Annotated in this window: 17 protein-coding genes; 10 read left to right on the top strand and 7 right to left on the bottom strand. The window is 59.0% G+C overall.

The genetic code is table 11. From position 1 onward, the window contains the following. The first annotated feature begins 1 nt into the window (after position 1). Genes F475_RS07085 through fabI form a run of 3 tightly spaced genes read left to right on the top strand, consistent with a single transcriptional unit; the run spans position 2 to position 3,450 of the window. Complete coding sequence (locus F475_RS07085; protein ID WP_007906755.1) at positions 2-1,021, top strand: ABC transporter permease; 1,020 nt, start codon at positions 2-4, stop codon at positions 1,019-1,021. Between the two features lies 1 nt (position 1,022). Then, on the top strand, positions 1,023-2,633 hold the full coding sequence (locus F475_RS07080; RefSeq protein ID WP_018929627.1) for an ABC transporter ATP-binding protein: 1,611 nt from the start codon (positions 1,023-1,025) through the stop codon (positions 2,631-2,633). Between the two features lie 22 nt (positions 2,634-2,655). Beyond that, positions 2,656-3,450: an enoyl-ACP reductase FabI gene (fabI, locus tag F475_RS07075; protein WP_007937760.1), complete on the top strand. Its 795-nt coding sequence runs from the start codon at positions 2,656-2,658 to the stop codon at positions 3,448-3,450. Between the two features lie 69 nt (positions 3,451-3,519). On the opposite strand, the gene F475_RS07070 is transcribed toward fabI, so the two are convergent. Continuing rightward, positions 3,520-4,374: a LysR family transcriptional regulator gene (locus F475_RS07070; RefSeq protein WP_111453537.1), complete on the bottom strand. Its 855-nt coding sequence runs from the start codon at positions 4,372-4,374 to the stop codon at positions 3,520-3,522. 113 nt (positions 4,375-4,487) lie between these two features. Here F475_RS07070 and F475_RS07065 point away from each other — a divergent pair, with 113 nt between their 5' ends. Next, complete coding sequence (locus F475_RS07065; protein ID WP_019579332.1) at positions 4,488-4,913, top strand: VOC family protein; 426 nt, start codon at positions 4,488-4,490, stop codon at positions 4,911-4,913. Next, the gene (locus F475_RS07060) at positions 4,910-6,187 is read left to right on the top strand and encodes an amidase (protein ID WP_111453536.1); all 1,278 of its coding nucleotides are present in this window, start codon (positions 4,910-4,912) and stop codon (positions 6,185-6,187) included. The genes F475_RS07065 and F475_RS07060 overlap by 4 nt, the downstream gene beginning before the upstream one ends. Here F475_RS07060 and F475_RS07055 read toward each other — a convergent pair. The 4 genes from F475_RS07055 to F475_RS07040 form a co-directional block, all read right to left on the bottom strand. After that, a complete protein-coding gene (locus tag F475_RS07055; protein WP_064618228.1) occupies positions 6,178-6,786 on the bottom strand; it encodes a GGDEF domain-containing protein in 609 nt (202 codons plus the stop codon). The two genes, F475_RS07060 and F475_RS07055, sit on opposite strands and share 10 nt — an antisense overlap. Positions 6,787-6,860: 74 nt before the next feature. Next, the gene (locus F475_RS07050) at positions 6,861-7,439 is read right to left on the bottom strand and encodes a hypothetical protein (protein WP_111453535.1); all 579 of its coding nucleotides are present in this window, start codon (positions 7,437-7,439) and stop codon (positions 6,861-6,863) included. Position 7,440: 1 nt separating this feature from the next. Next, positions 7,441-9,609: a xanthine dehydrogenase family protein molybdopterin-binding subunit gene (locus tag F475_RS07045; RefSeq protein WP_111453534.1), complete on the bottom strand. Its 2,169-nt coding sequence runs from the start codon at positions 9,607-9,609 to the stop codon at positions 7,441-7,443. A 36-nt stretch (positions 9,610-9,645) separates the two neighbouring features. Then, complete coding sequence (locus tag F475_RS07040; protein WP_007937751.1) at positions 9,646-10,101, bottom strand: (2Fe-2S)-binding protein; 456 nt, start codon at positions 10,099-10,101, stop codon at positions 9,646-9,648. A gap of 265 nt (positions 10,102-10,366) precedes the next feature. Here F475_RS07040 and F475_RS07035 point away from each other — a divergent pair, with 265 nt between their 5' ends. The 3 genes from F475_RS07035 (at position 10,367) to F475_RS07025 (ending at position 15,594) form a co-directional block, all read left to right on the top strand. After that, the gene (locus tag F475_RS07035; RefSeq protein WP_018929635.1) at positions 10,367-10,870 is read left to right on the top strand and encodes a VOC family protein; all 504 of its coding nucleotides are present in this window, start codon (positions 10,367-10,369) and stop codon (positions 10,868-10,870) included. A 34-nt stretch (positions 10,871-10,904) separates the two neighbouring features. Continuing rightward, a complete protein-coding gene (locus F475_RS07030; protein WP_018929636.1) occupies positions 10,905-11,738 on the top strand; it encodes an AraC family transcriptional regulator in 834 nt (277 codons plus the stop codon). A gap of 172 nt (positions 11,739-11,910) precedes the next feature. Next, a complete protein-coding gene (locus F475_RS07025) occupies positions 11,911-15,594 on the top strand; it encodes a hypothetical protein (protein ID WP_111453533.1) in 3,684 nt (1,227 codons plus the stop codon). A 24-nt stretch (positions 15,595-15,618) separates the two neighbouring features. Here F475_RS07025 and F475_RS07020 read toward each other — a convergent pair whose 3' ends face one another. Beyond that, positions 15,619-16,206, bottom strand: coding sequence for a LysE family translocator (locus F475_RS07020; RefSeq protein ID WP_018929638.1), 588 nt, complete (start codon positions 16,204-16,206; stop codon positions 15,619-15,621). Between the two features lie 241 nt (positions 16,207-16,447). Here F475_RS07020 and F475_RS07015 point away from each other — a divergent pair, with 241 nt between their 5' ends. Both F475_RS07015 and F475_RS07010 read left to right on the top strand, forming a co-directional pair. Further along, positions 16,448-16,660, top strand: a complete 213-nt coding sequence (locus F475_RS07015; RefSeq protein WP_007937743.1) for a DUF1059 domain-containing protein — start codon at positions 16,448-16,450, stop codon at positions 16,658-16,660. Positions 16,661-16,819: 159 nt separating this feature from the next. Next, positions 16,820-17,440: a LysE family translocator gene (locus F475_RS07010; protein ID WP_019579340.1), complete on the top strand. Its 621-nt coding sequence runs from the start codon at positions 16,820-16,822 to the stop codon at positions 17,438-17,440. Positions 17,441-17,443: 3 nt separating this feature from the next. On the opposite strand, the gene F475_RS07005 is transcribed toward F475_RS07010, so the two are convergent. Continuing rightward, on the bottom strand, positions 17,444-17,857 hold the full coding sequence (locus tag F475_RS07005; protein ID WP_018929640.1) for a VOC family protein: 414 nt from the start codon (positions 17,855-17,857) through the stop codon (positions 17,444-17,446). Positions 17,858-17,868: the final 11 nt, after the last annotated feature.

Raw genomic sequence — 17,868 nt, 5'->3', positions numbered from 1 at the left:
GATGAACCTGTCCCCTCTCAATCGCCGACGTTTCGAGCTGTTCAAGGCCAACAAGCGAGGTTGGTGGTCGTTGTGGCTGTTTCTGATTCTGTTCGGCGCAAGCCTCGGCGCCGAGCTGATCGCCAACGACAAACCGCTGGTGGTGCATTACGACAACGCCTGGTACTTCCCGGCGCTCAAGCGCTATCCGGAAACCGCGTTCGGCGGCGAATTCCCGCTGGAAGCCAACTATAAGAGCCCGTACATCCGCGAACTGCTCAAGGCCAAGGACGCCTGGGTGGTGTGGGCGCCGATCCCCTACAGCTACCAGAGCATCAACTACGACCTGAAAGTCCCGGCCCCCGCGCCGCCGTCCGCCGACAACCTGCTGGGCACCGATGACCAGGGCCGCGACGTGTTGGCCCGGGTGATTTACGGTTTCCGGATTTCGGTGCTGTTCGCTTTGACGCTGACCATCCTCAGCTCGATCATCGGCGTGATCGCCGGCGCCTTGCAGGGCTTTTATGGCGGCTGGGTCGACCTGGCCGGGCAGCGTTTCCTGGAGATCTGGTCCGGGCTGCCGGTGCTGTACCTGCTGATCATCCTCGCCAGTTTCGTGCAGCCGAACTTCTGGTGGCTGCTGGGGATCATGTTGCTGTTTTCGTGGATGAGCCTGGTGGATGTGGTGCGCGCGGAGTTCCTGCGCGGTCGGAATCTGGAGTACGTGCGCGCGGCCCGGGCGCTGGGCATGCAGAATGGTGCGATCATGTTCCGCCACATTTTGCCCAACGCCATGGTCTCGACCATGACCTTCATGCCGTTCATCCTGACCGGCGCCATCGGCACGCTGACCGCCCTCGACTTCCTCGGCTTCGGTTTGCCGCCGGGCGCCCCGTCGCTGGGTGAGTTGGTGGCCCAGGGCAAATCCAACCTGCAAGCGCCGTGGCTCGGTATGAGTGCGTTTGCGGTGCTGGCGTTGATGTTGAGTCTGCTGGTATTCATCGGCGAGTCCGCTCGCGATGCCTTCGACCCGAGGAAGTGAAATGAATCAGGACAATCTGATCGAAGTGCGCGACCTGGCCGTCGAATTTGTCGTTGGCGAGCACGTTCAGCGGGTGGTCGAAGGCGTCAGCTTCGACATCAAGCGCGGCGAAACCCTGGCGCTGGTGGGTGAAAGCGGCTCCGGCAAGTCGGTGACCGCCCACTCGATCCTGCGGCTGCTGCCCTATCCGCTGGCCCGGCATCCGTCCGGCACCATCACCTATTCCGACCGGAACTTGTTGGAGCTGAAAGAGAAAACCATCCGCCACATCCGCGGCAACCGGATCGCGATGATCTTTCAAGAGCCGATGACCTCGCTCAACCCACTGCACTCGATCGAGAAGCAGATCAACGAGGTATTGGGCATCCACAAGGGCCTGACCGGCAAAGTCGCGACCAGGCGCACGCTGGAGCTGCTGGAGATGGTCGGCATCCCGGAACCCGAGAAGCGTCTCAAGGCCCTGCCCCACGAATTGTCCGGTGGCCAGCGCCAGCGGGTCATGATCGCCATGGCCCTGGCCAACGAGCCGGAACTGCTGATCGCCGACGAACCGACCACCGCTCTGGACGTGACTGTTCAGCTGAAAATCCTCGAATTGCTCAAGGAATTGCAGGCCCGCCTGGGCATGGCGCTGTTACTGATCAGTCACGATTTGAACCTTGTACGAAGAATTGCGCATCGCGTATGTGTCATGCAGCGCGGTTGCATCGTCGAACAGGCATCGTGCGAAGAATTGTTCCGCGCGCCGCAGCATCCGTACACCCGGGAACTGCTGGCAGCGGAGCCCAGCGGCAAGCCTGCGACCAATGTAATTGGCCCGCCCTTGCTGCAGGTCGAGGACCTGAAAGTCTGGTTCCCGATCAAGAAAGGCTTTCTGAAAAAGACCGTCGACCACATCAAGGCGGTGGACGGCATCAATTTCAGCCTGCCCCAGGGACAGACCCTGGGGATTGTGGGAGAAAGCGGTTCCGGCAAGTCGACGCTCGGTTTGGCGATTTTGCGGCTGATCGGCAGCAAAGGGGCAATCCGTTTTGAAGGCAAGCAGCTAGACTGCCTGACGCAGCAACAGGTTCGGCCGCTGCGGCGGGAAATGCAGGTGGTGTTCCAGGACCCTTTCGGCAGCCTGAGCCCACGGATGTGCGTGAGCCAGATCGTCGGCGAAGGCCTGCGGATCCACAAGATGGGCACCGAGGCCGAGCAGGAACAAGCGATTATTGCGGCACTCAAGGAGGTAGGCCTGGACCCGGAAACCCGGCACCGCTACCCCCATGAATTTTCCGGTGGGCAGCGGCAGAGAATCGCCATTGCCCGGGCTTTAGTGCTAAAACCGGCGTTGATTCTGCTGGACGAGCCGACTTCGGCCCTCGACCGCACCGTGCAACGCCAAGTGGTGGAGCTGCTACGTTCACTGCAAACCAAGTACAACCTGACGTATCTGTTTATCAGCCATGACCTGGCTGTCGTCAAAGCGCTGAGCCACCAGCTGATGGTGGTCAAGCATGGCCAAGTGGTCGAACAGGGAGACGCGCAAAGTATCTTTGCCGCCCCCCAACATCCGTATACACAGCAGTTGCTGGAAGCCGCTTTTCTGGCACCAGCCACTGCGCAATAAACCTGAAAGAGAGGAGCAACACATGGGTTTTCTCGCCGGTAAGCGCGTACTGATCGTCGGTGTCGCCAGTAAGCTGTCCATCGCATCCGGCATCGCTGCCGCCATGCATCGCGAGGGCGCTGAGCTTGCCTTCACTTATCAGAACGACAAACTCAAGGGTCGTGTCGAAGAATTCGCACAGGGCTGGGGTTCGAGCCCTGAGCTGTGCTTCCCGTGCGACGTGGCCAGCGATGCCGAAATCGCCAAGGTCTTCGAAGAGTTGAGCAAGAAGTGGGACGGCCTGGACTGCATCGTGCACTCCGTCGGCTTCGCCCCGGGCGACCAACTGGACGGCGACTTCACCGAAGCCACCACCCGTGAAGGTTTCCGCATCGCTCACGACATCAGCGCCTACAGCTTCGTGGCCCTGGCCAAGGCTGGTCGCGAAATGATGAAAGGCCGCAATGGCAGCCTGCTGACCCTGTCGTACCTGGGCGCCGAGCGCACCATGCCGAACTACAACGTAATGGGCATGGCCAAGGCTTCCCTGGAAGCTGGCGTACGTTACCTGGCCGGCTCCCTGGGCCCGGACGGCACCCGCGTCAACTGCGTATCGGCTGGCCCGATCCGCACCCTCGCCGCTTCCGGCATCAAGAACTTCCGCAAAATGCTGGCCGCCAACGAAGCGCAAACCCCGCTGCGTCGTAACGTCACCATCGAAGAAGTCGGCAACGCCGGCGCCTTCCTGTGCTCGGACCTGGCGTCCGGCATCAGCGGCGAAATCATGTACGTAGACGGCGGCTTCAACACCACCGCCATGGGCAACATCGAAGAGTGATCTTCGGTTAGCCGTTAAAAAACCCGCCTCTTCAGGCGGGTTTTTTGTGCCCTCAAATTCAAAAGATCTTCACAACAAACACTGAGCAAACAACTGCTGGATCGGCTGTGTACGCTGGCTATAACGCTGCAACAGCACGATCTCCCGGTAGAACGTCAGCTCTCCCAGCGGGATGATCCTGACCTTCGCCCCATGCTCAAGCCACAGCCCCGCCTCGGGTAATAGCGAAACACCCAGCCCGCACTCCACCATCTTGACAATGGCTTCCAGCTCATCCAGCTCCAGAGCCACCTGTACATCAATCTGCTGCTCGCGCAAAAAACGTGTCACCAATCGCCCACCGAATGAATTGCGGTCGTAGCGTACGTGGGGATGGCTGTCGAGTAGCTGCAGCGGGTCATCCCCCTCAAGGTCGGCCGGTACGATCAGCACAAACGGCTCCCGGCGAATGACTTGCACTGATAATTCCTTGGGCAATTCAAACGGCGGCTTGATCAGAATCGCCAGGTCCACTTCGCCAGTGTCCACCTGGCTCAGCAGGTTCAGGGATACCCCCGGAACCAGTTTCGCCTCCAGCAACGGCGCCTGTTGCCTGAGTCGCAACAGCGCCCGTGGCAACAAACCGGTCTGGACGGTGGCCACCGCGCCGATCTTCAATTCGCCACGAAACTCGCTGATGTCATCACTGACGGCCATGCGACCGAAGATCTCGAGCATTTCCTGAGCCATCGGCAACGCTCGCTGCCCTGCGGCATTGAGGAGTGCCTGACGCCCGGTGCGATCGAACAGACGGATGCCCAACGCCTGCTCCAGATTGCGGATCTGCGCGCTGACCGCCGACTGAGTCAGGCCGATGTGCATGCCTGCCGCTGCGAACGTGCCATGGCGCGTCACGGCAATGAAGGTTTTCAGTTCCCGCAGCATACGCCCCCCAATTGATCGAAATAATTTGAGCTCGCTGCAAAAATTATCGTCTTTCAATCAAAAAGCACAGGACTAAACTCAGCCTCAACGCTCAACCCGTCGAGGCACATCCGATGCAACTGTCCCCTTTTCATTTGGCCATCCCGGTTTACGATCTGGACGCTACCCGGCGTTTCTATGGTGAGGTGTTCGGCCTGGAAGAAGGTCGCTCCAGCGATCACTGGGTCGATTTCAACTTTTTCGGCCATCAACTGGTGATTCATCTGGCCCCGAAAAACGCTTCTCAGGAAGCCGCCCATACCAACGCCGTGGACGGCCACGACGTACCGGTGCCGCATTTCGGTGTGGTATTGCCGATGGAAGAATGGGAGGCGCTGGCCGAACGCCTGAAAGCCCTGGGTACACACTTCGTGATCGAGCCGGGCATCCGGTTTCAGGGATTGGTGGGCGAACAAGCCACGATGTTTCTTTTCGATCCCTGCGGCAATGCTCTGGAGTTCAAGGCGTTCAAAAATATCAATCAGTTGTTCGCCAAATGATCCGCCTGCCCCTTGACGCCACCACCCTCAGTGAAGCGGTGGTCAATGGCGAGACCACCGCTGCCATCGTCGTCGAAACCTTTCTTCAACGCATTCAGGCGCAAGAGCCGGATATCCAGGCTTTTGTCTCGTTCGACGCCCGGCAGGTCCGCGCCGATGCGGCGCAGCACAACGGCCAGGGTCTGCTGGCCGGCGTCCCCGTGGGTATCAAGGACATTTTCGACACTGCGACCCACCCCACGCAGTTCTATTCACCCATCTATACCGACCATCAACCCTCCCGGGACGCCCACGTCGTGACGCTGCTGCGCCAGGCCGGGGCGCTGATCATGGGCAAGACCCATACCACCGAGTTTGCGTACATGCACACCGGTCCAACCCGCAATCCCCACGACCTTACGCGAACGCCGGGCAGCTCCAGCGCGGGCTCGGCGGCCGGGATGGCTGCAGGGTTCTTTGCCCTGGCGCTGGGCACCCAGACCGCTGGCTCGTTGCTCAAGCCGGCATCCTACTGCGGCCTCTTCGCTTTCAAACCGTCGCTGGGCCTGGTGTCGCTGGAAGGGGTAAAACCGTTGGCGCCGAGCTTCGACACCGTGGGTTGGTATGGCCAGTCAGTGCGCGACCTGCACCTGGTAGCGCGCGTGTTGATTCCCGGGTTCGTGGTGCCGGACATCGAGCGGCGTCCGCTGCACTTGGGGTTCTGCCGCACGTCGCGCTGGGATCAAGTGGACCCCGACGTGGTCCTTGCCCTGGAACAGGCGGTGGATCAGTTGCGCAGCGCCGGCCATCACGTGAGCGACGTACGGCTGCCGGATGAGTTTGCCGGTGTGTTCGACGATCATCAGTTGATTAACGATTGCGAAGGTGCCCGCTCGCTGGCAAAGGAGTTTCAACAACACCGAACACAATTGAGCCCTTCGACCCTGGCCATGTTCGAGCGGGCGGCGACCACAACCTGGCAACAGGAATCCGCTGCCAAGGCGCGCCTGGCTGATCTTGCCCCACGCTTGAGCGAGCTTTGCCGCCCCTTCGACGCCATGCTCGGCGCCTCTTGCGGGATGGTCGCGCCGGTCGGCCTGGAAAGCACCGGACCGTCGGATTTCATCAAGTTCTGGGGGGCGTTTGGCTGGCCGCAACTGAACATACCGCTGAGGCCCGGCCAAGCCATGTTGCCTGTCGGGCTACAGATGATCGGAAGGTTCAGAGAGGATGGTCGGCTGTTACGAACGGCCGAGCACGTTGCAGCGGTTTTGCAAGGCGCCATTCAAGAATGACGAGCTTCGAACTGTCGGGCACGCAACGCCTTATCGACCAGAGCCAGCAGATCTTGCGCCGTTTGGGTTAGCTGAGCATCAAACTCGATCTGCCCGACACTGAAGCGAATGTCATAGCCACGATGCACCGTGGCATTACGCTCATCGAGTATTTCTTCGAGGCGCGCCCTGATCGCGGCAATCTCCACCGTGTTGGCGCCGGTCAACAAGGCAGCAAACTCATCGCTGCCCAGCCGACCGATCACATCGCTTTCACGAAAAGCGATGCGCAGCACGTCGGCAAAGGTTTTCAGGGCGTTGTCGCCCTCGGCACGCCCATACAACCGGTTGATGCGCTTGAAGTCGTCAAGGTCGAAAAACAACAGGGTTGCAGGTTGGCCCAACTGCCGACAAGCCTCCAGCGCCAATTGGGCCAGAGCCTCGAAGCCATGACGATTGGACAGCAGCGTCAACTCATCCATGCTCGCCATCTGCACGCCCATCAGTTCTTGCTCGGCCTTGCGCGCCAGGTCGCGCAGTACATCGCGGTCCTGCACGGCGCCGTCGAGGACGTTCGGCGTGCCCACGCCGGGTTTGAGCGGTTTTTCTGGGGTTAGCATTACTCACTCCCTTGATGGATATAAACGTTAGAGTCGTTCACACCCGGTTTGACTCCCTATAAACGCGCCGCTGGTCAGCTACCCGCCACCGGACACGGCCCTCCAGCGTCCGCCCAGAGTTTGAACTGGGTGACGAAAATGTCGTGGGGCACCGGCACCGGCGTCCGTCCCTCACCTGGATGCCAGCCCCAGAGCACCAGTTTGTCCTCGCTGACATGTTTGATCAGTGCCGCAAAATCACGATCGCCATTACTGGAACGATCCTTGATCATTGCGCACAACCTGTCGGGCGGCAGGCCGATCCAGGCCATTTTGTGCGCGGCTGGCGGCAGGCTCCAATGCGGCGCTCCAGGCGGTGTGTGAGGCCCATAACTGGCGGGCGGATTGCTGTCGGCATGGCAACTGGCACACGGCAGACCGGCCGCCCCTTTGCCATCCATCCCGCGAACCACCCTCATCGCGTGAGGATTGCCGGCGTCGAACTGTAAAGGCGAATCGCCGGGGATATGGCAGTTCTGACAGCGCGGGCTCTGGAACACCTTCTGTACCGTGTCAAATGCCTTCAGCGCCTCTTTTTCATCAGCGAACAGGTCCGAGGCATAGCCAGTCAGCCCGATCAACACCACCGCGCCCAGCAACAAATGTCGTTTCATGTCACACCCCTGACAATTGCAGCGGCAGTTCCCGCAGACGCTGCCCGGTCAGGGCAAACACCGCGTTCGCCACGGCCGGCGCCACGGGCGGTACACCAACCTCGCCGATGCCGCCGGGTTTGTCGGTGCTGGGGACGATATGCACTTCGACCACGGGCATTTCGTTCAGGCGCAACACCTGATAGTCGTGAAAATTGGATTGCTGCACCTGGCCGTTCTTGAACGTCAGTTTGCTGTGCAAGGTAAATCCGAGACCGAAGGTGATGCCTGACTCCATCTGCGCGGCGATGCTCTGCGGGTTGACCGCAATGCCGCAATCCACCGCACACACCACCCGGTGTACGCGAATCGCCAGGTTGTCCTGCGACACCTCCGCCACATGGGCGACGTAGCTGCCGAAAGACTCATGCACCGCCACGCCCAATGCGTGGCCGTCCGGCAACGGCGCTTTCCAGTCGGCTTTCTCCACCGCCAGATTCAGCACCCCCAGATGCCGTGGATGCGCCTTGAGCAAGGTTCGTCGGTATTCCACCGGATCCTTGCCGGCCGCCTCTGCCAGCTCATCGATCAACGACTCCATGACGAATGCCGTATGGGTATGCCCCACCGACCGCAACCACAGCACGCTGATGCCTGTTTGCGGGGAATGCAGGTCGATCAGGTGATTGGCCAGCCCCTCAAAATAAGGACTGTCGGCCACACCTTCGACGGAGGTTTTGTCGACACCGTCCTTGACCATGGTCGCCTCGAACGACGTGCCGGCCATGATCGACTGCCCGACCAGCATATGCTTCCAGGCGATCGGCATACCGTCGGCGTCCAGCCCGATGCGTGCCTGATGCAGGAATGCCGAGCGATAGTAACCGCCGCGAATGTCATCCTCTCGGGACCAGACGGTTTTCACCGGTTCGCCTGCCGCTTTGGCGACGTACACCGCCTCGCTGACAAAATCCGAGGTCGGGTTGGCCCGACGCCCGAAGCCGCCACCGAGGAATTGGGTGTGGATCTCGACCTGTTCGGGTTTGAGCCCGGTGATCTTCCCCGCAATCATCTGATCCAGGGTCTGGAACTGCGTGCCGGTCCAGATTTCGCATTTGTCCTTGGTGATTTTCACCGTGCAATTGAGCGGTTCCATCGGCGCGTGGGCCAGGTACGGCACGCTGTATTCGGCCTCGATAGTCTTCGCCGCCCTGCCCAACATCACCGTCGCGTCCCCGGCCTGGCTGACCGAGGTGCCGGGGGTGGCGGCGAGTTTACGGAAGCTTTCCAACAGTTGCTGGCTGTCGAGCCCGGCGTTCGGCCCCGGTTCCCATACGACCTTCAACGCATCGCGCCCCAGCTTCGCCGCCCAATAATGATCGGCAATCACCGCGACCCCCGTGGGCACCTGCACCACTTTGTGCACGCCAGGCACCGCCAGCGCCTCGGCGCCTTCGAAGGATTTGACGCTGCCACCGAACACTGGCGGCCGAGCGACCACCGCAGTCATGAGCCCGTCGAATTGCACGTCCATGCCGAACTTGGCCTGCCCGGTGATTTTCTCCGGGGTATCGAGGCGCTTGGTGGGTTTGCCGATGACCTTCCAGTCCTTGGCTTCCTTGAACTTGATCGAGGCTGGATCCGGTACCGGCAACTTGCCGGCGTCATCCGCCAGTTCTCCGTAAGTGGCGCGTTTGTCGCCGGCAATGACCACGCCCGATTCAGTGCGAATCTGCGAAGGCGCCATGTCGAATCGCTTGGCTGCCGCGTCGATCAGCATCAAGCGCGCCGCTGCGCCGGCCTGACGATAGCGATCGAACTCCATCCAGGTCGAGGTCGAACCGCCGGTGATTTGCATCCCGCCAAACGCCGGCAGGCCATACTCGGCGGCCGAGGCTGGCGCGTGTTCGACGCGTATTTTCGACCAATCGGCGTCCAGTTCTTCGGCGATCAACATGGTCAGGCCGGTCCAGATGCCCTGGCCCATTTCCGAATGGCCGAGCAGCACAGTGACGCTGTTGTCGTTGCCGATGCGTAAAAAGGCATTGGGCGCGAACACCTCTCCTTGATTCTCGGCACCGAAGGCGAAGCGATGGCCGCCAGGAATGACAAACGCCACCACCAGACCGCCTCCCAACACGGCACTGCCCTTGAGAAAACCGCGACGCGAAACAGGGTTGATGCTGTTCATTGCTCAGACTCCCTTCAACGTGGCTTCAACGTCGCCTCACCCGATCTCGGCGGCGCGTTTGACCGCGGCGCGGATTCTTGGGTAGGTGCCGCAGCGGCAAATGTTGCCGGACAGCGCCTGGTCGATGTCGCTGTCGGTAGGCTTGGGGATCTTCGCCAGCAACGCGGCCGCCGACATGATCTGCCCGGACTGGCAATAACCGCACTGAACCACATCGAGTTCGGCCCAGGCCTGTTGCACCGGGTGCGAGCCGTCGCTGGACAGGCCTTCGATGGTGAGAATTTTCTGCCCGTGGGCCACCGCCGTGGCGGGCGTGATGCAAGAGCGCAGCGGCGCGCCGTCGACGTGGACGGTGCAGGCGCCACACTGGGCCATGCCGCAACCGAATTTGGTGCCCGTCAGGTGCGCGACATCGCGCAGAACCCAGAGCAACGGCATGTCCGCGGGGACATCCAGTTCCTGGTCCTTGCCATTGATATTCAGGGTCAGCATGGCTGATTTCCTCAGACTCACGGTGTTCTGAAGGGGCGCCGCTGTGGCAGCGAAATACCTACGCGGCGCCTTGGGTCATCCCTACAGCTAAGCGCAATTTGACCCACAAGCCATGTTCATCGACCACCGGTCGCTCCCGTCCCGTAGCAGCAGCCTCGCACAGCTCGGCAGCTGCTACGGACTTGTCGATCTACGGCGCCACCCGTCTACTGCGGACTGGCTAATCTGATAATCCAGTGTGTTCAACCTGCCGAGGACAACCGCCATGCAACGCTTTCCAAAAATCACGCCCTGCCTGTGGTTTGACGATCAGGCCGAAACGGCGGCGAAATTCTATTGCTCGATCTTCGATCACTCGAAAATCACCGCCATCACCCATTACGGCAAGGCCGGTCAGGAAATCCACGGCCGCCCGGAAGGTTCGGTGATGACGGTCAGCTTCGAGCTTGATGGCCAGACCTTCACCGGTCTCAATGGCGGGCCAGTGTTCACCTTCAACGAAGCGGTGTCGTTCCAGGTCAATTGTCAGAATCAGGAGGAAGTCGACCACTTCTGGGGCAACCTGTCCGCCGGTGGGCCTGTGCAGGCGCAGCAATGTGGTTGGCTCAAGGATAAATTCGGCGTGTCATGGCAGATCGTGCCGATCGCGCTGATGCACATGATGCAAGACCCCGATACGCACAAGTCCCAGCGCGCGATGCAAGCGATGCTGCAAATGAAAAAGCTCGACATCGCCGAACTGGAACGAGCCTTTGCCGGCCAGAGCTAATACACTCAGGCACTGGCCCGCCAAGGACATCGAGATGAAGCACACCGTCGCCAAAGATGCAGACAAAGCCCCGCGTTTCTGGCGCGACGACGCCCTGCCCTTCATCGAAGCCCGCTCCATCGCCGACGGCCGCGAGGTCTGCTACGCCCGGCATTCCCACGAACACTTTTCCATCGGTGCTATCACCGCTGGGCGCAGCACCTACATCCATGAGCAATCGGAGTTTCAGGTCAGCGCCGGTACCGTGGTGTTGATGAACCCCGGCGATGTGCATGCCTGCAATCCGATCGATGACCAGCCTTGGTCGTACCTGATGCTGTACGTCGAGACGCCTTGGCTGACTGACTTGCAGCATCAGCTCGGCTTCAGCCAGGATTCGGCGTTTCGCCGGTTTTCCATCACCCACAATCGCGATCTCGAGCTGTTCGCCGGCCTGAGGAGCGTATACGAGGTGTTGATCGATCAGCAGCAAGACGTGCTGCGCAAACACAGCGCGGCGGTGGAGTTTTTCACCGAGGTGCAACAGCGGCTCAACCCGGTCGATCAACCGCTGCGCGAACCCAATTTCAAGCTCGAACGGGCCGCCGACTACATCCGCGATAACTGCACGCATCAGCTCAAGCTCGAAGACATTTGCGAAGCGGCGCAACTGTCGCCGTCCTACCTTATCCGCGCCTTCAAACAGCATTACGGCATGACGCCCCATGCATTTCTGGTCAACCGGCGCATCCAGTTCGCCCGGGATCGACTGCGTAGCGGCAGGCTGATCGCCGATGTCGCATTGGAGGCCGGATTTGCTGATCAGGCGCATTTTCAGCGGGCGTTCAAGCAACATCTGGCGGCGACACCAGGGCAATATCGCGGGTAAGTTAATATGTCGACATGCGCCCCCTGTCAAAAACAGGTTAGTTAATATAAACCCACGAGCCATGCCGGTAAAATTCATACAAAGTCATATAACCAATATGACAACACTCCAAACTCTTATTTAAGCTCCCTTCCCACGCTACAACCCAATATCAGAAGATGGAGCTTCTTACTTGAACACGCCGAACAACAACGTATTTCATTCCAGCAACCAACGCGAAAAACAATTAGTCATTGAAGCCATCGCCAACTTCCTCAGCGATGAAGACGTCATGGCAACCGTTGGATGGTCGTGGGATCGTGTATCCGTTACCTGTGACCCGAATTCCGACTTCTCCCAACTACATCGTCCAGCTACTACCTGCCTGGCGAGGCTCAGCCGGCAACCCGACTTCAAAAAAATCGCGGTCGAACAAGGCATCTCCCGAACAAACATCTTTCATGTCAATGAACACGGCCAACTCTTTTATTCCTATGACAACATCAGTACCCGTGAAACCAACGGTGAGCTGATCACTGTCAGCTTCTTCTCCGAGCGTAACGATATCGCCCATCACTTCACTGGCGTTGCCGATATCGATGAACAACTACGCCTCCTTTCAGGCAGTGCCAAGCTGACTGGCGGATGGGTGACGTCCACCGAAAAAATCACAATAAGCCAGTGGTTGCGTTTTCACAGCTTGCCACTTCCGGCCAGCGTGGAAAGTGCAAAAGAGTTAATTGACTTACTGAATGTCACCCCCCTTCCAGCACCGTCGCCCTATGGGAACTACTGGGAGTTGCTGAGCCCTCCCAAAGACTCACCGTTCGAACTCACGGAGAAAAATCGCGCCCTCATTCGCGATGTGATCGAGGAAGAAACCGGAGGCGAACTTCCTTTGGTTTCGCTTTATGGCCATGCGCTGAAACTTGAAAGCTTTTCCGCCGACAAACTGCCCACCAGCCAAGGTTACCGTCTGACACGGCTGATCGATATTGCAGTGTCGAGCGCGAATAATGGGCATGCGTTCATGACGGCATTAGGCTGGTTCGCTGATGAAAACGGCCCCAAGCCCACCGAGCAGTTCATCGAACAGCTGATGATTGCGGTGATGCTGCTTGACCTTGATCCGGAACTGGACAGCGCCAATACCTCGTTTGCAGGTTTTGACCTCTACTCGAAACGTCATTTGCTGCTTTCCCCCTCAGCGGTCCGCACGCAACTTGAACAGCATCTGGTCAGCCAACTCAAGCTCGACGCCATGATTGCCCCGCTCGTCGCGGAATGGGTCCTGGGTGGCATGGCGCCGGAATATCTTGCCCATGAACTGCCGTCCAATCTGCGTATCGGCACACCGGCGTGGGTCGTCTTCACCCAGGCCGTACACTTTGCCGAAGCGATCACCCCCGGTGTTTCCCGGAGCATGGCCTACCAACACCTGCTGGGGTTCGCCCGCGCATCGCAATTGACACCCGAGCTCAAAGCAGTGTTTGCCGCGCACTCGGCTGACCCGGTGATCACTTGGGCGCTGATGAACGACCTGATCTCCCGGGATTCAGAGGGCAACCTCAATCAGCAAGCCGTTACGGTGGCGATGGATGAGTACAAGCAACATGCGGACATGATGACGAGCGCCTTGATTGATCTGGGCAAACCGCTGCCCCATCGCAAGGCGCTCGCGCTTAAAGAACTGAAATCCCAAGTGCCGGATTGTGACCCCGAGGAACTGTTGGTCAAACATCGCGGAACGGGCGGCGGCGCGGGAAGGCGAGTATCGGTTGTCGATCTTTACCTGGGCGACGAGCTTCACACCCAGGATTGGGATCGAGCCAAAGGCACCAGCATTTACGAGTCCTTTCCTGATCTGGCTGACATGTACCCCGTTGCGGATTTATTTCAGCAAGCGGTCCACAATCATCACAACTCAATGACCGAAGCATTGTCGGCCATTATCAACGTCACCTTTTCGCAACTAAGCCCGAAGGACAGGTCGTTCATCGAGGACGGCCATCTAGGTATCTATAGTGTTCAGGAATACACAACCACCCGATTTACCAATATTCCCAACCCGACGGGCGTAGCAAGACCAGCGACGCCCGTTCCAGGGAAGACGGGCCGTTATGGCGTTCTCATTTGTGCGGTACTTGATTCAGAGCTTCGTTGTTATCAACTGTTTCCAATGAGGACGGAATGCGTATACAGCGAGGAACTTGGCGAAGTGTTTCGCCCTCTCTTCATGGCCAGTGGGTCCGCTGTAGCGACGTTTGTGAACCACAAACACCATTTGGAAGGCCGTCTGGATATACAGGCTTATCGAGCGAACACGGCCCCCCGCAGCTATTCCCGGTCCGCCTTTTTCATCCGCAAGATCGGTGAATTCAACCCATCGTCGGCCAGTGCAGGCACCCCCTCGCCGAACCGCTACTTTCGTTCCACGCGAAAAGAAGCAATCAGCGGCCTTATTGCAAAAAAGAACCCCTATTTCACTGTAGATGAACTGATGCAACTGGGCCTCGATCAGACACGACGGGAAAAAGCGATTGAAAAGACCGACGCCATCTTCACATTCATTCTGAACCTGATCATTCCGTTCAAGGAGTGCGTCGAGGAGCTTTCCTCGGGGGTTGCTGCCCGACAAAACCGCGCTATTCACGGCTGTGTCATGGACGCGGCGGCCCTCGCTGTTTCCTTTGCCGTCGTCGGCATTAAAGTTACCGCTATCAGCGCCAAGGCCACGACCCTGGTCTCCAAACTCCTTTCCACGTCCAAAGTTGTTGGCAGTACTGTCATCAGCCTTTTCAACCCCATTGACGGAGTGCCTCAACTGCTCAAGGGCGGCGGAAAACTATTGGCTCGGGGCGTGAAGAAACTAGGCGCTCATGCGCTCTCCACCCCGTATCTGGCTCGGCGGCAGTTGCGCTATCTGACGGGCGCGAACAGCTATGATCTACTCCGGGCCATCAACCATACCGGCGCAGGCCCCCGGATTCGAATGTCGCTGGACACGGTTGCCCATGGTCGAGCGCTGTTCAAGGACGACAGCATTCAAACCGTTGAACAGATTGTGACCCGCCTGGGCAACAAGAACAGTCGACTGCCAGATGGCGCTCTGCCGTCCGAACTGGAGCATCTGTTCAACAATGCGCTCGTTGAATCAGCGCTCGGACTCAAGCAAGCGCAAGATCTGCAGGGATTGATCGGTCGAGCGCCTGTTGATGATCTTTTCAAGGCTGTCCTGGAAAAAAATCAATACAGCTACACCAGCGCCCGCTCCGCATCCGGTGCTCAAGGTTACGCCGATACACTGGCAACCTTTGCCCAGATCGAAGCGAAAAACGTCACCTACATGAAGAATTACCAACAAAATGTATTACAGCAAGACCTGGGCAAGGCACCGTTTAATCAGGTCATGCCAGAATCAGCCTTCAATCCAATGGGCTTTACCGATAACTCGCAAAGGGCCGGCGCCTGGATCGTCAATGGTTCTACCTCCCCTGGCAACGACCTCGACAGCATCGTTGCGGTACTGCGCGAGTACGCCGGCAATCAAAAAACACTGACTGATCCGACCGTGATCAAACAGCTGCATGCCCGTATCGCGCCAGCCACCTCGGACGTCGTGCGCGTGGGCGTCAATGACAAGAAATACGCTAGCAACATCAGTGGATTCGCCGCGATGGAACAACATCTGAAAACACTGAACTCCAGTCATGAGCATTTCGACAAACAGTTGCTGGCGACCGTCGTAGGTTTCCACGGTCTAGGCGACGGTAATGGCCGTACGGGTCGTGCCCTGTATGCCATCAGCCAGCTTCGAAACAACCGGTTCACACCGCTGACAAAACAAGAGTTCAGTTTGCTGCACGGACTCGATTAAGGTAAATGACTGAGGGTATGTTGCTTAGGAAAGCAACAAATACACCGCACTCAGCCCTAGCAACAATGCCATGAGCCGGTTGAACCATCGCATGCCTACAGGATTATTCAGATAACCCTGCAGGCATGTCCCGGCATACGCCCAACAGCCGACTGACACATAGCAGATCACCAGATACACCGCCGCAAACTGCCAGACCAGCCGCGCCTCACCGTCCGCGACGAACGCGCCCATGCCCGCTACACAGGCCAGCCAGGCTTTCGGATTGAGCCATTGCATCATCGCGCCATATAACATCGACGGCGCCCGGCGCGATTTATCCGCATCGATGCGGCCATCGTCCGCCGCCAGTTTCCAGGCCATGAACAACAGAAACGCAACACCCGCCAGTTGCACCACTTGCGTCAGCGCCGGCCACAACCGCAATACCTCATGCAACCCCAATCCCATCAATACCAGCAATAAAACGAAACCCAGCGTTGCTCCGGCGACATGTCGCTGACTGGCGCGAAAACCGAACTGCGCCCCCGAACTCAACGCCACAATGTTCACCGGCCCCGGTGTAATGGAAGCGACCAAGGCAAACGCCGCCATGGAAAGAATCAGACTCATTGCATACCTTCTTCAATTCAGTTGAACCAGGGCTCAAGGTAAAGAGCCAGGGGAATGCTGTATTGAAGAAAACAACCCTTGCCTGTTCCGCGATGCATGTCGCGCCCTGTAGGTTGCAAGACTGTCACGAGGGACCTTATGGCGGGCCTATACTTCAAGAGTCGGCACACTCGATGCGGGGCGCGTCGAGTGATCGTTCACGCAGGCCACAGCCTGCCTTCATCGTAGGGAGGAGAAGATCATGGCGCGTAAATACATCGACTGCCGCGAGTTCCCAAGCGCGTCCAAATGCTCGGTCGCCCTGTCCGCAGACTCTGAAAACGAACTGCTGGAGGCCGCGGCACAGCATGCGGTCAGTGTTCACAAGCACACCGATTCACCAGAACTGCGTGCTCAACTGAAGACAATGTTCCACGACGGCACCCCGCCCGTAGAAGCACCGCGTCCGGCGTAGGAACGCAAAAAGGGACAGACCACGATTCAAGGCAAATGCCGAACAATCGTGGTCTGTCCCGTGTTTTTCTCTGTACGGCTATTTGCATCCACCGCTGTATGGGCCAAATCACCAACCACCCATGATAAAAATACCGCTCTCGTTCCTGGAGCCCCGTTCATGGACCTCGCCACCCTCCTCCTGTTTTTGCCGGCCTGCTTCGCCCTGAACATGGCCCCCGGCCCAAACAATCTGCTGTCGGTCAGCAACGCCACCCGTTATGGCTATCGTCGTGCCTGTGTGGCCGGCGTCGGGCGTTTGCTGGCGTTTGCCGGGATGATCGGCCTGGCCGCCGCCGGATTGTCGGTGGTGCTGAAAACCTCGGAATGGCTGTTCTATGCGATCAAGATCATCGGTGCCGCTTACCTGTTGTACCTGGCGTGGCAACTGTGGCGTGCCAATCCCGAGGCCGAGCAGCACATCACCGGCACGCCAGTGGGGATCCTGGCCCTGGCGCGGCAGGAGTTTCTGGTGGCAGCGGGTAATCCCAAGGCCATTTTGCTGTTCACCGCCTTCCTGCCGCAGTTCGTCGACCCGACCCAGGCGGTGGCGCCACAATTCGCGGTGCTCGGCGCGTTGTTCCTGCTGCTGGAATGGATTGCCATCAGCGCCTACGCCTACATGGGCCTGCACATGCGCCGCTGGTTCGCCGAACCACGGGGCAAGCGGATGTTCAACCGTTGCTGCGCGGGGTTGCTGTCGGCGGCAGCTTCGGTGCTGTTGATGGCGAAACGGGCCTGACCTTTACGCTTGGGACGGTCCTTTCAGTTCGACCTGGTTGCCGTCCGGATCGAAGCAATAGATCGACAGCCCGTTGCCTTCGGCACCAAAACGCACGGCGGCTTTCTCGGGTTTCAGGCCGAAGGACTGCAAGTGACTGACCAGCGCATCCTCGTCAAACGGTTCGATGCGCAGGCAGAAGTGATCGACGTTGCGCCGTTCGCGACCAGCGGCAGCCCCGCCCGTGCGGCCGAGTTCGCCCTGGATATCGACGAGGTCGATCATCGAGGTGCCCGCACGCAAATGCACCAGGCCCAGATCGTCGCGGCGCTTGACCAGTTCGGCGCCGAGTACCTCGCCGTAAAACGCGATGCTGCGTTCGAGGTCCTCGACGCGCAGGACGATATGATCGATGTGCTTAATCGTGAATGCTTGCATTGGGATGGATT

It is taken from the genome of Pseudomonas sp. URMO17WK12:I6 (assembly GCF_003253625.1).
In the GTDB taxonomy this organism is placed as follows: Bacteria; Pseudomonadota; Gammaproteobacteria; order Pseudomonadales; family Pseudomonadaceae; genus Aquipseudomonas.
Note: the sequence above shows the minus strand (reverse complement) of the source record. Positions and strands in the feature narration are given on the sequence as shown.

What these genes read in the sequence shown, in the direction of transcription:
- F475_RS07055 (WP_064618228.1), bottom strand. Translation starts at nt 6,786, where the DNA reads ATGCTAACCCCAGAAAAACCGCTCAAACCCGGCGTGGGCACGCCGAAC.
- fabI (WP_007937760.1), top strand. Translation starts at nt 2,656, where the DNA reads ATGGGTTTTCTCGCCGGTAAGCGCGTACTGATCGTCGGTGTCGCCAGT.
- F475_RS07015 (WP_007937743.1), top strand. Translation starts at nt 16,448, where the DNA reads ATGGCGCGTAAATACATCGACTGCCGCGAGTTCCCAAGCGCGTCCAAA.
- F475_RS07040 (WP_007937751.1), bottom strand. Translation starts at nt 10,101, where the DNA reads ATGCTGACCCTGAATATCAATGGCAAGGACCAGGAACTGGATGTCCCC.
- F475_RS07020 (WP_018929638.1), bottom strand. Translation starts at nt 16,206, where the DNA reads ATGAGTCTGATTCTTTCCATGGCGGCGTTTGCCTTGGTCGCTTCCATT.
- F475_RS07005 (WP_018929640.1), bottom strand. Translation starts at nt 17,857, where the DNA reads ATGCAAGCATTCACGATTAAGCACATCGATCATATCGTCCTGCGCGTC.
- F475_RS07080 (WP_018929627.1), top strand. Translation starts at nt 1,023, where the DNA reads ATGAATCAGGACAATCTGATCGAAGTGCGCGACCTGGCCGTCGAATTT.
- F475_RS07010 (WP_019579340.1), top strand. Translation starts at nt 16,820, where the DNA reads ATGGACCTCGCCACCCTCCTCCTGTTTTTGCCGGCCTGCTTCGCCCTG.
- F475_RS07030 (WP_018929636.1), top strand. Translation starts at nt 10,905, where the DNA reads ATGAAGCACACCGTCGCCAAAGATGCAGACAAAGCCCCGCGTTTCTGG.
- F475_RS07035 (WP_018929635.1), top strand. Translation starts at nt 10,367, where the DNA reads ATGCAACGCTTTCCAAAAATCACGCCCTGCCTGTGGTTTGACGATCAG.
- F475_RS07085 (WP_007906755.1), top strand. Translation starts at nt 2, where the DNA reads ATGAACCTGTCCCCTCTCAATCGCCGACGTTTCGAGCTGTTCAAGGCC.
- F475_RS07050 (WP_111453535.1), bottom strand. Translation starts at nt 7,439, where the DNA reads ATGAAACGACATTTGTTGCTGGGCGCGGTGGTGTTGATCGGGCTGACT.
- F475_RS07065 (WP_019579332.1), top strand. Translation starts at nt 4,488, where the DNA reads ATGCAACTGTCCCCTTTTCATTTGGCCATCCCGGTTTACGATCTGGAC.
- F475_RS07060 (WP_111453536.1), top strand. Translation starts at nt 4,910, where the DNA reads ATGATCCGCCTGCCCCTTGACGCCACCACCCTCAGTGAAGCGGTGGTC.
- F475_RS07045 (WP_111453534.1), bottom strand. Translation starts at nt 9,609, where the DNA reads ATGAACAGCATCAACCCTGTTTCGCGTCGCGGTTTTCTCAAGGGCAGT.
- F475_RS07070 (WP_111453537.1), bottom strand. Translation starts at nt 4,374, where the DNA reads ATGCTGCGGGAACTGAAAACCTTCATTGCCGTGACGCGCCATGGCACG.